This is a genomic window from Amaricoccus tamworthensis, assembly GCF_049800875.1.
Classification (GTDB): domain Bacteria; phylum Pseudomonadota; class Alphaproteobacteria; order Rhodobacterales; family Rhodobacteraceae; genus Amaricoccus; species Amaricoccus tamworthensis.
The window spans coordinates 175177-190922 of the sequence record NZ_JBNAFV010000005.1 but is presented as its reverse complement, the minus strand read 5'-3'; the positions used below and the strand labels follow the sequence as shown (position 1 = coordinate 190922).

Here is a 15746-nt window from a genome sequence, read left to right as displayed (position 1 = left end):
GTCTCCATGTATGGGCAGGGCCCGGATCCAGGTTCGATGACTTCAATTTAGGGACCTTCAAAGTGTTACGAAAGTGTCTATGCGCATGTTCCGTCGCGTCAGTCCTGTTTTTGACGCCGGCCGGTTTTGCCCGCGCACAGGACACTTCCGACGCAGAGGACCGGGTTCAGGAACTGCTCGCGGAACTGGCGGAACCAGGCCAGGAAGACTGGCGCCGGATTGAGAACGAGATTGCGGGCATCTGGTCCCGGTCGGGGTCACGCTCGATGGATCTGCTGCTCATGCGTGGCAAAAAAGCCATTGAGGAGGGGCGCATTGACGAGGCGGTTGAACATTTCTCCGCCCTGACCGATCATGCACCCGATTTTGCCGAGGGCTGGAACGCCCGGGCGACAGCTTTTTTCCTGATGGAGGAATACTCCCTGTCGATTATGGATGTGGAGCGCACACTGGCACTGAACCCCGACCATTTTGGGGCCCTGTCAGGTTTGGCGACGATGTTTGAGATAATGGATGAACCCGACCTCGCATTGCAGGCCCTGCGTGAGGTGCAGCGCATCAATCCAAACCGTCCGGAAACGGACGAGGCGATCCTGCGCCTTGAGCGCAGCAGGGGCGAGGTCGACCTCTAGGGTCAAAACCGGTCAGGAACGGCATTCATGGCAATGAGCAGGCACGGCCAGGTAACGGCAGTACTTGGGCCAACCAACACGGGCAAAACCCACTACGCGATCGAGCGTATGCTGGGACACCGCACCGGCGTAATCGGTCTGCCCCTTCGGCTTCTTGCGCGGGAGGTCTACGACCGGATTGTCGCCATCCGCGGCCCGTCCGTGGTCGCGCTGATCACGGGGGAGGAGCGCATCGTCCCGCCCCGCGCCGCCTGGTGGGTCTGCACGGTCGAGGCGATGCCCACCGATCTGTTGCCGGATTTCCTGGCGGTTGATGAGATTCAGCTCTGCGCCGACCCTGACCGCGGGCATGTTTTTACCGACCGGCTGCTAAACGCACGCGGGACCTCCGAGACACTGTTCATGGGCGCGGATTCTATCAAGCCCCGGATCGCCAACCTGATCCCGGAGGCGCAGTTCGTCCATCGCGACCGCTTTTCACGGCTGACCTGGACCGGTGCGCGCAAGTTGAGCCGCATCCCGTCCCGCAGTGCGATCGTGGGCTTTTCGGTGGATGATGTTTATGCCATTGCGGAGCTTCTGCGCCGACAAAAGGGTGGTGCGGCGGTTGTGATGGGGGCGCTGAGTCCGCGCACGCGCAACGCGCAGGTCGCGCTCTATCAGAACGGCGATGTCGATCATCTGGTGGCGACGGATGCCATTGGCATGGGGCTGAACCTCGACATCAACCACGTGGCGTTCTCCGGCCTCTGGAAGTTCGACGGGCGTCAAAGACGCGCCCTGCAACCCAACGAGCTGGCGCAGATCGCCGGACGGGCCGGGCGCTACACGACGGATGGCACCTTCGGCGTAACCGGCGACGCGGGCGAATTGGACGCCGACACCATCGAGTCCATCGAGGAAAACCGTTTCGCGCCGCTGCGCAAGCTGCAATGGCGCAACCACCGTCTCGAATTTGGCACCGTCCGGGCCCTGATCGAGAGCCTGGAGGCGCCGCCGAATCACCCCGATCTGCTCCGCGCCCGCGAGGCCGATGACCTTCTGACTTTGCGAAGCCTTTCTGCTTTGCCCTCCCTGCGGGATGATATCCGCGACGGGCGTGACGTGCGGCTTTTATGGGATGTGTGCCGCGTGCCGGATTTTCGGAAGGTGTCTCCGACCGAGCATGTTTCCCTGTGTTCCCAGCTGTTTTCGTTCCTTCGAACCGGTAAGGGCATCCCCGAGGACTGGCTCAGCTCACGCGTTTCACGCATCGACCGGACCGACGGCGACATTGATGCCCTGTCCAAGCGCCTGGCGTATATCCGCACATGGACCTACGTCGCGCAACGGAAGGGATGGATTGATGATTCTGACCATTGGCGAAATGAGACCCGTGCGGTAGAAGACCGCCTGTCGGACGCATTGCATCTGCGTCTGACCCAGCGATTTGTGGACCGGCGCACGTCAGTGCTGATGCGCCGGTTGAAACAGAGGGAGAGCCTTGTGGCGACTGTGACTGAGACCGGTGAGGTGTCAATTGACGACCAGTTCATCGGCAAACTCGAGGGGTTTCGTTTTCAGCTCGACCCCAATGCGGATGCCGAACAGGTTCCGACCCTGCGGGCCGCCGCAATAGCCGCTCTCGCGCCCGTGTTTTCACTGCGATCCGACAAATTCTACAACGCGCCGGACACCGAGTTCGATATTACGGAACAGGGTGGTCTGATGTGGGGCGAACACGCGGTTGGTCGCCTTGTGGCCGGGGCCGATGTCCTGAGCCCTCAGGTCAAACCTTTTGTGGACGAGGATGCAGGCCCTGAAATTGCGGAAAAAGTCCGCCGCCGTCTTGGCCATTTTGTGGACCGCCGCATAGCTGCGCTTTTTGAGCCGCTGATTGCGATGCGCGATGATGAGGCTCTGTCCGGCATGGCCCGTGGTATTGCCTTCCGTCTTGTTGAGGCGCTGGGTGTAATCCCGCGTTCGGAAATTGCCGGTGATATCAAGGCACTGGAACAGGAACAGCGCGCCGGTCTGCGCAAGCATGGTGTCCGCTTCGGTCAGTTCACCATTTTCATGCCTCTGCTGCTCAAGCCCGCGCCGACGCGCATGCGGCTTGTTTTGTGCTCGCTTATGGACGGCCTGACGGAATTCCCCGAATCGCCGCCGCCGGGTCTCGTGACCGTACCGGTGACGGAAGGCACTCCCGCCAAATATCATGCGCGTGCCGGTTACCGGGCTGCAGGTGAACGGGCCATTCGCATCGACATGCTGGAGCGTTTGGCTGACATGCTGCGCCCGCTTGATACCCGTGCCGGCTTCGAGGCCACGCCGGATATGCTGTCCATTTGTGGTCTGACGCTGGACCAGTTTGCCAAGCTTATGGAGGGCCTGGGCTATCAGGCGCAGGAGGGTACAAGGCCGAAGGTGCGCGCGCCCAAAGCTGAGGCTGCTGCCGAAACGACGGCTGAGGTTGATAAGCCTGCCGAGCCGGAGACCTATGCCGAGACCGGTGAGGCGACGGCTTCCGGGACACCAGCGGAGCCAACGCCGGAGGCCGAATCAGCGGAAGCAGCGTCAGAACCTGCCGAGGCACCCGTTGAGGCGGCCCCGGAGCAGGAACAAACCGCGGACCCCGCACCGGAAGCAGCCGTCGAGGCTGGTGCAGAAACCACGGACGCCCCGGTCGAGATGGAGACCTACTACATCTTCACCCGCGCGCCCCGCAAAAACCGCCAGCGTCCGCAGGGCGCACAGGGAAGGGGCGCCAGGTCGGGCAAACCCCAGGGCAAAACCGGGGATCAGCGCGCCAAGGGCCAGGATGGCCGCAAGGGCAACCGGAAGCCTGACCGCAAATCGGGCGATGACAGCCGGAAGAATCAGAAGGACCGTGGCAACCGGTCGAGGCACCAAAAACCGATGGATCCCGACAGCCCGTTTGCGGCTCTCGCGGCGCTCAAGGATAAAATTTGAGCGAGCGTGCCCGGCCGCCGGAGTCCATCCGTCTGGATAAGTGGCTCTGGCACGCGCGTTTTTGCAAAACCCGCAGCCTGGCAACCGAACTGGTGTCGAAAGGCCGCGTGCGGGTGAACTCTAAACGCGTCAGCAAGCCCGCTACGATGGTGAAGCCTGGTGACGGGCTCTCTTTTGCGTTGCATGACCGTCTGCACGTGGTGCGAATCACCGCAATCGCGGAGAGACGTGGTCCCGCCACCGAGGCGCGGCTTTTATATGAGGAAGTCGCGGAACAGGGCTAATCGACCGGTACGGACCCTTGAACCTCCGGTCAGGCTTGATAAATAGCACCGTGAAGCGTGACAGGCTTTGCCAAACAACCACTGATTTTGAGGCTGCGACCCAAATGACCTATGTCGTGACCGACAACTGCATCGCCTGCAAATACACCGACTGCGTGGAGGTGTGCCCCGTGGACTGTTTCTACGAGGGTGAGAACATGCTGGTGATCCATCCCGATGAATGCATCGATTGCGGCGTCTGTGAGCCGGAATGCCCCGCGGATGCCATCCGCCCGGATACCGAGCCGGACATGGAGAACTGGGTTGAGTTCAACCGCAAATACTCCGAACAGTGGCCGGTGATCATCACCAAGAAAGATGAACTGCCCGAAGCGCAGGAGCGTGACGGGGAAACCGGCAAGCTGGAGAAATACTTCTCCGAGGCACCTGGCGAGGGCGGTTAATCCGCCCACCCTGCATTTTTGCAGAACAGGTTTCGGTTTTGTTCGGTTTGTGCCGTTTTTTTAACCGCTTTGGTCACACCACTTTCATATCCCGTTAAAATCTGATATACTAGGCGGGTACAAATGGTCCAGGGGCCGGTGCCGACTCATTTCGGCGCTTGAAAACAAGCCAAATGGCGAATGAAACTGGGGTTGCTCGTCAATCGCGCGGTTTTTTTTGTCTGATGGTGAACCAACCCTGGCTGGTCAGAAGGATGTGACACTCAATATGAGCAGGTCAAAAAAGACGGCTGAGTTCAGCCCCAATGAGTATGTGGTCTACCCCGCCCATGGTGTGGGCCAGATCGTGTCAATCGACGAGCAGGAGGTTGCCGGTCTTACCCTGGAAATGTTTGTCATCCAGTTCGAAAAAGACAAAATGACCCTGCGCGTTCCGACCGCGAAAGCCACGGCCGTTGGCATGCGGGCACTCTCCTCCGCCGATATCGTCGAGCGCGCCATCGCAACGCTCAAGGGCCGTGCCCGCGTGAAACGCGCCATGTGGTCCCGCCGCGCACAGGAATATGAGCAGAAGATTAATTCCGGCGACCTGATCTCCATCGCCGAGGTCGTCCGCGACCTTCACCGCAATGACGATCAGCGCGAACAGTCCTATTCCGAGCGTCAGCTCTATGAGGCCGCCCTCGAGCGCCTGACCCGCGAGGTCGCCGCCGTGAACGGTGTCGAGGAAGTCGCGGCCCAGGAACAGGTCGGAAGCGTACTCGACGGCCGCGTTGCCGCCTGATTCGGGTCTGCCCGAATACAAAAAGCCCCGGACCATGATGGTCCGGGGCTTTTTTTGTTTCGCGAGTTGCCTGAGCCGATCAGACGAACAGGATGTCGCTTTCGGTCAATTCGCCGGTGTAGTCGGTGAGGCGGATTGCGACGGTGCTTTCCATGGGATCAAAGTACCAATAGTCGTCGGAATTGAAATGTACGACTGTGTCGCCGTTTTCCTGAAAAATCCCGACCTCCCGATATCCCACGTCTTTTTTATTCCCTACGAATTCAATCGGGTCATCATTGTACTCAAAGAACCACTCTGGAAGAGTGATGAGCAGTTTATCGCCTTCTCCAGCATCGAAGTCCGCCACAGTTCCGGACATTGAGTACGAAGTTCCATAATAATCGTCATGGTAACCGGTGCGACTATCAAACACGAATTTGTCGGCACCGTTTCCACCGTACATTTTCGTGCCCCACCAGCTTACGGCGACCAGTCTGTCGTCTCCGTTGCCTCCATCCAGCACTCCAGAGCCGTAAATCGTGTCATTGCCGCCACCACCATATGATGCTTCGTCGGTATTCACGTCGGCGGTTGAATATGCGTCGAATTCGATTTGAGGTTTGCCTGGTTCCCAATCAATTCCGCCGCCCACGATCAGGTCATCACCGCCGCGACCTTGCACACGATCAGCGCCATCACGCGCCCAGATCTCATCCGAATCGCCAGACCCCGATATGGTATCGGCGCCGTTGGACCCCGCGACCACCTCGATGCCTTTCAGCTTTGCTGTATTCTCACCATCCAGGTTGAACGTTGCTATTCCGTCTTTCAGATCTACGTTTAATTCAATTTCTAGTGACGAAGTGACCGAATAATCAGAGTAATAGTCGTCCCAATAGTTGTGCACAGTCGTTTTCGCTTTGAACTCTTTTCCGAAGTCTACCAAAAGCACGTCCCGGTCAGCGCCACCTCGAATGGTATCGTCACCTCGTGACAGAACCAAGATATCCTCGCCAGCCAAGCCTTTTACGAGATCGTCTCCGTCGTTTCCGTCGAGTCGGTTCGCGCTGCGATCTCCCACAATCTTGTCATCGCCGCCCCCTCCAATAGCATTTTCTATGGAATACACTTTGTTTTCGTCTCCGGTCGCTGACACGTCGGCGAAACCGTTACGAATGTTGATCTCTACATCATCAGTGTGAGAATCGAAGCTGACCGTGTCATTCCCGGAGCCGCCTCGAATTACGTCGGTTCCAAGACCAGCATCAAAGAAATTATCTTTTTCATTCCCCTGCAAGGTGTCGTCACCCGAACCGGTAAACGCTCCCTCAATCGAGGACAGCTTTTCCCATTTCCAATTTTTGGTGGGAAATTCCGTGGTTCCCGTTTCCAGGTCGACTACAATATCAATCCTGTCAGTGGAATAATCAGCTATGTCCAGTCCGTATCCGCCATATAGTGAATCAGTTCCGCCCCCACCTTTGAGAATATCGTTGCCTGATCCACCATAAAGTTTGTCGCTCCCCTTGCCGCCATCAAGCGTATCGTTGTCATCGCCACCCCGAAGTATGTTGGAGGCGTTTGACCCAACTATTCGATCGTATCCAGAATTCGTTTTTACATTCTCGACATTCACCAGAGTTTCGTTGGATTCGTCCGCGCCACTAAGGTTTTCGATGCCCACATACTGCACATTGTCACTGTCGAGGGACAAATCGACGTGAATTCCGGCAGTCAGAGCGTACTTTTGTTCGGAGTAAGAATAGTCGCCGTATTCAATGAAATAATCATGTGAACTAAACATGGAAAATTCAACTGTATCGACCCCTTTTCCACCGTCATAAAAGTCAACACCGCCATCGTCGTAGCCAAAATCATCGTCACCATCGCCGCCGTAAAGGGTGTCGCTTCCATCGTTGCCGTAAATCTGATCGTTTCCGGCTCCGCCATAAATCACATCATCATATTGGCTTCCGGATATGGTGTCGTTACCGGCCCCCGAATCAATCTCAACATGATTGGTATTGTCCCATCCTGCATCGATGCGATCGTCTCCGGACCCCGTCCGGATGCCTTCAATTGAAATCAGCGTCTCCGGATCCCAGGACTTCCCTTTAAAAATAATATTGCCATGATTGCCGTTGTAGTAGCTCCACAACTCCACATCCACATCCGACGTTAGCCCCGAATAATCCGCGATATCAAACCCCTCTCCGCCGTCCAGCAGGTCCGTGCCGCCGCCGCCGTCGAGGGTGTCGTTGCCTGCGCCGCCTTCCAGGGTGTCCTTGCCCTTGCCGCCGTTCAGGTAGTCGTCACCGTCGCCGCCCTGCAGAAGGTTGGCATCGTCGTTGCCGGTGATGTCGTCATCGCCGGAGCCCGCGACGATGTTTTCGATGCTTTTGAGTGTCTCGTCGGCCCAGCTGCGGTTGATGAAGCGGGCGAATTCGCTGCCGAGGTGAATTCTCGTGTCCACGGACTGGTCCGAGTAGTCTGCGGTGTCTGACCCGCGGCCGCCATTGAAGTAGTCGTTCCCGCCTCCGCCGATCAGGGTGTCGTTGCCGTCCCCACCCAGAAGGCGGTCGCGCCCCCTGTCGCCGAACAGGCGGTCGTTGCCGTCGAGGCCCTTCAGGGTGTCGTTGCCGGTTGTGCCATTGATGACATCGTTGCTGTTGGTGGAAGCTGCGGTGCGGGAAAATGTGGACATGATACTGCGCCATTCATTGTTACAAGTGTAAGATTTGCCCCGGGAAATGCCGGGTTGATTGAGTCAAATTTTATTGGGGTTTGAATAAAACCTTTACGATCACCTTCGCAGCGATCGCATCTCCCCCCAAGAGTATTATTAAGGCATGGTTAACCGAAGCTGCGGCATCTGTCACCCTTGGAGAGGTTAACGCAGGTGTTTTTGAGGCACCCTAAGGGGGCTTTGGGTTGCGCCCAGGGGCGTTTGCGGGCAATGGAATTTCATGATTCCTGGTGCCCGACTTTCCGCCGCCATTGCGCTGCTAGACGAGATTATTGCCGGAGAACCCGCTGAACGGGCACTGACACGCTGGGCCCGTGGCAGCCGTTTTGCGGGCTCCAAGGATCGCGCCGCCATCCGCGATCTGGTGTTTGATGGTCTTCGCCGGCGACGGTCTCTGGGCTGGCTGGGCGGTGCCGATACCGGACGGGCCATCATTCTGGCGGCCGAGGTGGAAAAAGGCTCTGATATTGAAGAGCTTTTTACCGGCGAGCGGTTCTGTCCCGATCCGGTTGGCCCAGATGAGATGCCGAAGCCGACGTATGCGCTTGCCTCCGCGTCCACCGCCATTCGGCTGGATGTGCCGGATTTTCTGCTGCCCGAGCTTGAGGTCTCCCTCGGCGGAGATCTCGAGGAGATCATGCAGGCCATGCAGTCCCGCGCGCCTGTGGATCTGCGGGTCAATACGCTCAAGACCGGCATCAAGGCGTCGACCGTGGTCCTGGCCCGTGACGGGATCTATGTGGAGCCGCTTCCGGACGCGCCGAATGCCCTGCGGGTGGTGGAAAACCCGCGTCTTGTGAAAAACAGTCGCGCCTACAGCCAGGGTATGGTCGAGCTTCAGGACCTCTCCAGCCAGCTTGCCTCCGATTTTGCCGGGGCGGAGCCGGGCATGACCGTGCTCGACTACTGTGCAGGGGGTGGAGGGAAATCCCTCTCGCTCGCCTGTTCGATGCATGGTGAGGGGCGCCTCATGGCCTGGGACGCCTTTCCCCGCCGCATGACCGACCTTCCCGCCCGCGCGGGCCGGGCGGGTGCCACGGTTGAGATTTTGACCGATAAGGAACGCGCGGCGCTGGGGCCTGTCTGTGATCTTGTGTTCGTGGATGCGCCCTGTTCCGGCACCGGGGCCTGGCGGCGCAAACCTGGCGGACGCTGGCTGTTGACGGAGGAGCGTCTCGCGGAATTCCCGCCGCTTCAGGACAGTATTCTGGATGCGGCAACCGCTCATGTCCGACCCGGTGGTCTGATCTGCTACGCCACCTGCTCTCTGCTGAAATGCGAGAATGAGGACAGGGTTAAAGCTTTTCTGGCACGTCATCCGGATTGGCAAAGTGAGGGCGACCGGCGGTTCAGCCCGCTCGACGGCGGCGACGGTTTTTATGCCGCCCGCCTGCGCGCACCGGCCTGAAAAGCGGCTTCGCCAGCGGGAACCCTGGGGTGTTCAGGTTGTGCTGAACTAAATTTCCGGTTGTTTTTCAATGGGTCAGCCGATTTTCACCCACGGGTCAAAAGTTTAAAAAATAGGTAATTTTTTCAGCCGGTTAATGATGAATTAACCCTGTTTGTGATTGGTGAGACGTGTATATAATGTAAATGCCTTGATCCATTGGAAGAATTGCGTGACGCAAACACTGACGAGCGACGGATCCGCGCGGCCTGGGGAGCGAAGATACGCCTACCTGCTGATCTGTACGGGAATGGCCATATTACTGGGGTGCATTTCGGGGCTTTGGCCTGGTCCGGTACCGGTGCCTCTTGCCCTGTCCGTGTCCCTGACCATTTTTGGTGCCTATGTCCTGCATGTGGCGAGGAAAGCTGACGAAACCGATGCCCCGGCCGTTTCCGCTTGGGCGGAATGGTATGACGGCGACATCGATCCGGTTTATTTTACCGATCTGTCGGGAAATTTCCTTGGCGAGAACCCGTCAGCCAGGGCGGCCGGCCGTCTGGAGGACTGGCTGAGCGATCCCGGCGCCTCGATGTACCGTCTCACCATGGAGGCGGGCACGAATGGGGCCGCGTCGGAGAAATCCGCAAATGGCGACCGGCGCATCTCCGTGGTGCGGGCTGGTGAGGACATGCTGCTGTGGCGGGCGGAGCGTATTGTCGCGAGCCTGCCGGGCGATGAGAGTTTCGCAAAAATTGCCACACCTTGGATTCGCCTCGACGCTGATGACCGTATCGTGGCGCACAACCCGGCGGCTGAACGGCTGCTGGATTCCGCCACCGGGCTTTTGAATGACCTTCTGGCTGATCCACCATTTGAACCCGGTGGCATTCATGTTCTTGCCGAGCAGGGAATGGCCGTGCGGATGGTTCAGTTGGCGGATGTCTCCGGAACGCGCGATTTTCTGATGGTGCCACTGGACGGCACCGAGATTTCGGGCCTGACCCCTGACCGGTTCCTAGAGGACCTTCCCGTTGCGCTTGCGCGTCTTTCACCCGACGGCACGCTGGGATATGCCAACCGCTCCGCGCGGCAGCTTCTGGGCGTGGACGCGGCGCCGGGCAGCAATCTTGCCTCTATGATCGACGGTTTGGGCCGCTCCATCCCCGAGCGTCTGGCCGATACCATGCGGGGCCTCGGTATTGGACGCTCCGAAGTTGCGCGTGGTCGGCTTGATGGGCATGAGATATTCCTCCAGGTCGCCTTTTCCCGCACGTTCCACGAGGGCGAGCCCGCCGTCATGGCTGTGCTGAGCGACGCGACGGAGCTGAAAACCCTTGAGGCCCAGTTCGTTCAGAGCCAGAAGATGCAGGCCGTGGGCCAGCTTGCGGGCGGGGTGGCCCATGACTTCAACAACCTGCTGACCGCCATCAACGGCCACTGTGACCTGCTTCTCATGCGTCACGATATGGCGGATGTGGAACATGGCGATCTCATGCAGATCCGGCAGAACGCCAACCGCGCCGCGGCCCTGGTGCGGCAGCTGCTGGCCTTCTCACGCAAGCAGACCCTGCGCCCGACGGTTGTGAACCTTCAGGACACTCTGGCCGAACTGTCGCACCTGCTCAATCGTCTGCTGAGCGAAAAGGTCACGCTCACCATGAAGCACGGCTCGGATCTCGCCCCCGTGCGCGTGGACCAGCGGCAGCTTGAACAGGTGATCATGAACCTCGTCGTGAACGCCCGCGATGCAATGCCGCAGGGCGGCGAGGTCAAGATCACGAGCCGAAACGTCCACCTGGACGAGGATTTGCACCGCGACCGCGCGGTCGTCTACAAGGGCGACTACGTGGTCATTGAGGTCGCCGACAGCGGCACGGGTATCCCCGAGGACAAGCTCAACAAGATCTTCGAGCCGTTTTACACTACCAAACAGGTCGGAGAGGGCACCGGGCTCGGGCTGTCCACTGCATACGGCATCATCAAACAGACCGGCGGCTTCATCTTTGCCTCCAGCCCGGAGGGCGGTGGTGCGGCCTTCACGATCTATCTCCCGGCCTATGACCATGACGAGGAGGAGGTCGTCGAGGAAATCGAGCACAAACAGACCCGCGATCAGACCGGCCGTGGCATGGTGCTGCTCGTCGAGGACGAGGACGCCGTGCGTTCCTTCGCCGCGCGTGCCCTTCAGCTTCGCGGATACACGGTGATCGAGGCCGCTTCGGGCGAGGAGGCTTTGGAGCATCTGTCGGATGAGAGCCTTCACGTGGATGTCATGCTCTCGGACGTGATCATGCCGGGGCTCGATGGTCCCGCCTGGGTGCGTGAGGCCATCAAAACACGGCCCGACAGCAAGGTGATCTTCATGTCCGGCTATACCGAAGACGTGTTTGTGGGCGGTGACGCGGGCGTGCCGGAATCCACCTTCCTGCCCAAGCCGTTCACGCTCACTGAACTCACCGAACGGGTAAAAGACGCCATTGAGGCGTAATGGTGGCCGGGGGTAACCCCCGGTTAACTTTATCAGACAAGGTTAATTTTCGACCGGTTTACCATTGCAATGTTCCTGTTTTGGTCTCATGTTATGTCAAGGAACAAATATGGAACATTTGTCTGATTGCCGCGGACCGGCATCTATGGAATAAGAGGTCGAGAATGAATTCTCCAGTTGTGAATTTTTCCGAAAGGCGTGGAATGGACAAGCAGAAGGCGCTGGAATCCGCACTATCGCAGATTGAGCGCAGCTTTGGTAAAGGCTCAATTATGCGATTGGGTCAGACCCCGGCTCTGGATGTGGAGGCAATCTCCACCGGGTCCATCGGCCTCGACGTGGCGCTTGGCATCGGCGGTCTGCCCAAGGGGCGCATCATTGAGATCTACGGTCCGGAAAGCTCGGGTAAAACGACCCTGGCCCTGCACGTTATCGCCGAGGAGCAGAAAACCGGCGGCATATGTGCCTTCGTTGATGCGGAGCATGCACTTGACCCGGTCTATGCCAAAAAGCTCGGCGTCAATATCGACGACATGCTGATCAGCCAGCCCGACACGGGCGAGCAGGCGCTGGAGATCACCGAAACCCTTGTACGCTCAGGCGCCGTGTCGGTTGTGGTTGTGGACTCCGTGGCCGCGCTGACGCCGAAGAATGAGCTTGAGGGCGACATGGGCGACCATCAGGTCGGTGCCCAGGCCCGTCTGATGAGCCAGGCCATGCGCAAGCTGACCTCCGCGATCAGCCGCTCCCACTGCATGGTGATCTTCATCAACCAGATCCGCATGAAAATTGGCGTGATGTTCGGCAGCCCGGAAACCACCTCCGGCGGCAACGCCCTGAAATTCTACGCCAGTGTCCGCCTCGACATCCGCCGCATCGGCGCAATCAAGGACCGGGACGAGGTCGTAGGCAATTCCACCCGCGTCAAAATCGTCAAGAACAAGGTTGCGCCACCGTTCAAACAGGTCGAGTTCGACATCATGTATGGCGAGGGCATCTCCAAACGTGGCGAGCTTATCGACCTTGGCGTCAAGGCGGGTGTGGTTGAGAAATCCGGTGCATGGTACTCTTTCGACGATCAGCGTATCGGGCAGGGTCGCGAAAACGCGAAAAACTTCCTCAAGGACAACCCTGATATCGCCTGGTCCATTGAGGACAAAATCCGCGCCGCACATGGCCTGGATTTCGAAATGACCCAGGCCGAAACCAGTGAGGTCCTGGACGACTGACACCTCCCGGTGGGCCGGAATCCGGCCCTCCATGATGACGGGCGTGGACAGTTTCCATTTGTGCGGCTAACAAACGGTTCTCTAACAATCCTGGCCGGTTGAAATAATCGACCGGCCTGAAGTCGCGGAACCGGATCATATGGCCAGCCTGAACGATATTCGTACCACTTTTCTCGACTATTTCAGCGACAAAGGCCACGCGGCGTTGCCCAGTTCCTCGCTGGTGCCGCGAAATGACCCGACCCTGATGTTCGTCAATGCCGGCATGGTTCAGTTCAAGAACCTGTTCACCGGCATCGAGCGTCGCGACTACTCCACCGCTGTAACCAGCCAGAAATGCGTGCGCGCCGGCGGCAAGCACAACGATCTCGACAATGTCGGCTATACCGCACGTCACCACACGTTCTTCGAAATGCTGGGCAACTTTTCCTTTGGAGACTACTTCAAGGAAAATGCCATTCCCTACGCCTGGAACCTCCTGACCCAGGAATTCGGCCTGCCGAAAGACAAGCTGCTCGTCACCGTTTATCACGACGATGACGTGGCGGCGGATCTGTGGAAAAAGGTTGCCGGACTGCCGGATGAGAAGATCATCCGCATCGCGACCGACGACAATTTCTGGTCCATGGGTGCGACCGGCCCCTGTGGCCCCTGTTCGGAAATCTTCTACGATCACGGACCTTCCGTCGCAGGCGGCCCTCCGGGCAGCCCGGATGAGGATGGCGACCGGTTCATCGAGATCTGGAACCTTGTGTTCATGCAGTTCGAGCAGTTTGCTGACGGCTCCCGCGCCGATCTGCCGCGGCCGTCCATCGACACGGGCATGGGGCTCGAGCGCATCGGCGCAGTGCTTCAGGGCAAGCATGACAACTACGACACCGACCTGATGCGCGCCCTGATCGAGGCATCGGCCCATGTGACTAACGCTGATCCGGATGGCCCGGGCAATGTTCATCACCGCGTCATCGCGGACCATCTGCGCTCGACCTCGTTCCTGATCGCGGATGGTGTTCTGCCTTCCAATGAGGGCCGCGGCTACGTTCTGCGCCGCATCATGCGCCGCGCCATGCGTCACGCGCATCAGCTTGGCACCAAGGACCCCGTCATGCACCGCCTGGTCCCCGCGCTGGTGACCCAGATGGGTGCGGCATTCCCCGAACTCTCGCGCGCCCAGGCCCTGGTGGAGGAAACTCTGCTGGCCGAGGAAACCCGCTTCCGCACCACGCTGGACCGGGGTCTGCGTCTGCTCGACGAGGAACTGGCCGGTCTGCCGGAGGACGCCGTTCTGCCCGGCGAGACCGCGTTCCGCCTCTATGACACCTATGGCTTCCCACTCGACCTGACCCAGGATGCCCTCCGCGAGAAATCCCGGTCGGTGGATGTCGAGGGCTTTGAGACCGCCATGGCCGAGCAGAAGCGGAAAGCCCGTGCGGCCTGGGCCGGATCGGGAGAAACCGCCGACGAGACAATCTGGTTTGATATCGCCGACCGCGTAGGACCAACTGAGTTCCTCGGCTATGATTCCGAAACCGCGGAAGGTCAGATCGCCGCCCTCGTGGTTGACGGCAAGGAGACCACCGAGGCCGGGGCAGGCACCCCCGTCCAGATCGTCCTGAACCAGACGCCGTTTTACGCCGAATCCGGCGGCCAGGTCGGCGATACGGGAAACATCCGCGTCGAAGGCGGCCTTGTCGAAGTAACCGACGTGCGCAAAAAAGCCGGCGTGTTTGTGCATATTGGCACCGTCACCGAAGGCAGCGTCAAGCCGGACAGCTCCGCTCAGCTGATGGTTGACCATGACCGGCGCCAGATGATCCGCGCCAACCACTCCGCCACGCATCTCATGCATGAGGCGCTCCGGCAGGCGCTTGGTGACCACGTCGCACAGCGGGGCTCACTGGTTGCGCCCGACCGCCTTCGGTTTGACTTCACCCATACGAAAGCCATGACGCCCGCCGAGTTGTCGCAGGTTGAGGCGGAGGTGAACGCCTTCATCCGCCAGGACGGCCAGGTGAATACCCGCATCATGACACCAAACGACGCCCAGAAACTCGGCGCGCGCGCTCTCTTCGGTGAGAAATACGGCGACGAGGTCCGCGTGGTCTCCATGGGTTCCCAGGATGGTAGCGGCATCGGCTCGGACGGCCGAACCTATTCCCTCGAACTCTGCGGTGGCACGCATGTCGGCCGCACGGGCGAGATTGGCCTGTTCAAACTGCTCTCCGAGGCCGCGTCCTCCGGTGGCGTGCGCCGGATCGAGGCGGTTACGGGCTCTGCTGCCATTGACCACGTGGCCCAGGCTGAGGCCGTGCTGAACGAGGCCGCCGGGCTTCTTAAAGCCCCGCCCGCCGAAATCACGGGCCGTTTGCGGGCGCTGCTGGATGAGCGCCGCTCCCAGACCCAGGAAATTGCCGACCTGCGCCGCAAACTGGCCATGGCCGGCGGCGATGGCGCCGGTGGGTCGGAGCCGGAAGACGTCAACGGCACCGCATTCCTCGCCCAGGTTCTCAGCGGGGTTCCGGGTAAGGATCTGCGGGGTCTGATTGATGAACACAAAGCCAAAATCGGCTCCGGTGTGATCCTTCTCATCGCCGATACCGACGGCCGCGTCGCTGTTGCGGCTGGTGTGACCGATGACCTCACATCAAAAGTCTCCGCGGTCGACATCGTGCGCGCGGCGGCCAGTGCAACCGGCGGCAAGGGCGGCGGCGGCCGACCCGACATGGCCCAGGGTGGCGGACAGGATGCATCCAAAGCCCCGGAAGCGATCGAGGCCGCACGGGCTCTGCTCTAAAATCAGCAACAGGGAGAAACAC

General features: G+C 59.6%; 10 protein-coding genes. 9 read left to right on the top strand and 1 reads right to left on the bottom strand.

Annotation, left to right across the window (positions count from 1 at the left end; translation table 11 throughout):
• The first annotated feature begins 62 nt into the window (after positions 1-62).
• From ACP15P_RS11300 to ACP15P_RS11280, 5 genes are all read left to right on the top strand, one after another.
• Positions 63-632, top strand: coding sequence for a tetratricopeptide repeat protein (locus ACP15P_RS11300; RefSeq protein ID WP_424928564.1), 570 nt, complete (start codon positions 63-65; stop codon positions 630-632).
• A gap of 33 nt (positions 633-665) precedes the next feature.
• Positions 666-3584 carry a helicase-related protein gene (locus ACP15P_RS11295; RefSeq protein ID WP_424928662.1) on the top strand — a complete coding sequence of 973 codons (2919 nt, stop codon included), beginning with the start codon at positions 666-668 and terminating at the stop codon, positions 3582-3584.
• Positions 3581-3868 carry an RNA-binding S4 domain-containing protein gene (locus ACP15P_RS11290; RefSeq protein ID WP_424928563.1) on the top strand — a complete coding sequence of 96 codons (288 nt, stop codon included), beginning with the start codon at positions 3581-3583 and terminating at the stop codon, positions 3866-3868. Before ACP15P_RS11295 ends, ACP15P_RS11290 begins: the two co-directional genes overlap by 4 nt.
• A gap of 104 nt (positions 3869-3972) precedes the next feature.
• Entirely contained in the window at positions 3973-4311 is a 339-nt protein-coding gene (gene fdxA, locus ACP15P_RS11285) for a ferredoxin FdxA (protein WP_424928562.1), read from the top strand.
• Positions 4312-4579: 268 nt separating this feature from the next.
• Positions 4580-5095, top strand: a complete 516-nt coding sequence (locus tag ACP15P_RS11280; RefSeq protein ID WP_424928561.1) for a CarD family transcriptional regulator — start codon at positions 4580-4582, stop codon at positions 5093-5095.
• A gap of 79 nt (positions 5096-5174) precedes the next feature.
• Here the strand turns inward: ACP15P_RS11280 and ACP15P_RS11275 are convergent, their stop codons facing one another.
• Positions 5175-7781: a calcium-binding protein gene (locus tag ACP15P_RS11275; protein WP_424928560.1), complete on the bottom strand. Its 2607-nt coding sequence runs from the start codon at positions 7779-7781 to the stop codon at positions 5175-5177.
• A 262-nt stretch (positions 7782-8043) separates the two neighbouring features.
• On the opposite strand from ACP15P_RS11275, the gene ACP15P_RS11270 reads away from it, so the two are divergent.
• The 4 genes from ACP15P_RS11270 (at position 8044) to alaS (ending at position 15724) form a co-directional block, all read left to right on the top strand.
• A complete protein-coding gene (locus tag ACP15P_RS11270) occupies positions 8044-9231 on the top strand; it encodes an RsmB/NOP family class I SAM-dependent RNA methyltransferase (protein ID WP_424928559.1) in 1188 nt (395 codons plus the stop codon).
• Positions 9232-9442: 211 nt separating this feature from the next.
• Positions 9443-11701, top strand: a complete 2259-nt coding sequence (locus ACP15P_RS11265) for an ATP-binding protein (RefSeq protein WP_424928558.1) — start codon at positions 9443-9445, stop codon at positions 11699-11701.
• A gap of 203 nt (positions 11702-11904) precedes the next feature.
• Positions 11905-12930, top strand: coding sequence for a recombinase RecA (recA, locus tag ACP15P_RS11260; RefSeq protein ID WP_424928557.1), 1026 nt, complete (start codon positions 11905-11907; stop codon positions 12928-12930).
• A gap of 139 nt (positions 12931-13069) precedes the next feature.
• Entirely contained in the window at positions 13070-15724 is a 2655-nt protein-coding gene (gene alaS, locus ACP15P_RS11255) for an alanine--tRNA ligase (protein ID WP_424928556.1), read from the top strand.
• Positions 15725-15746 lie beyond the last annotated feature (22 nt).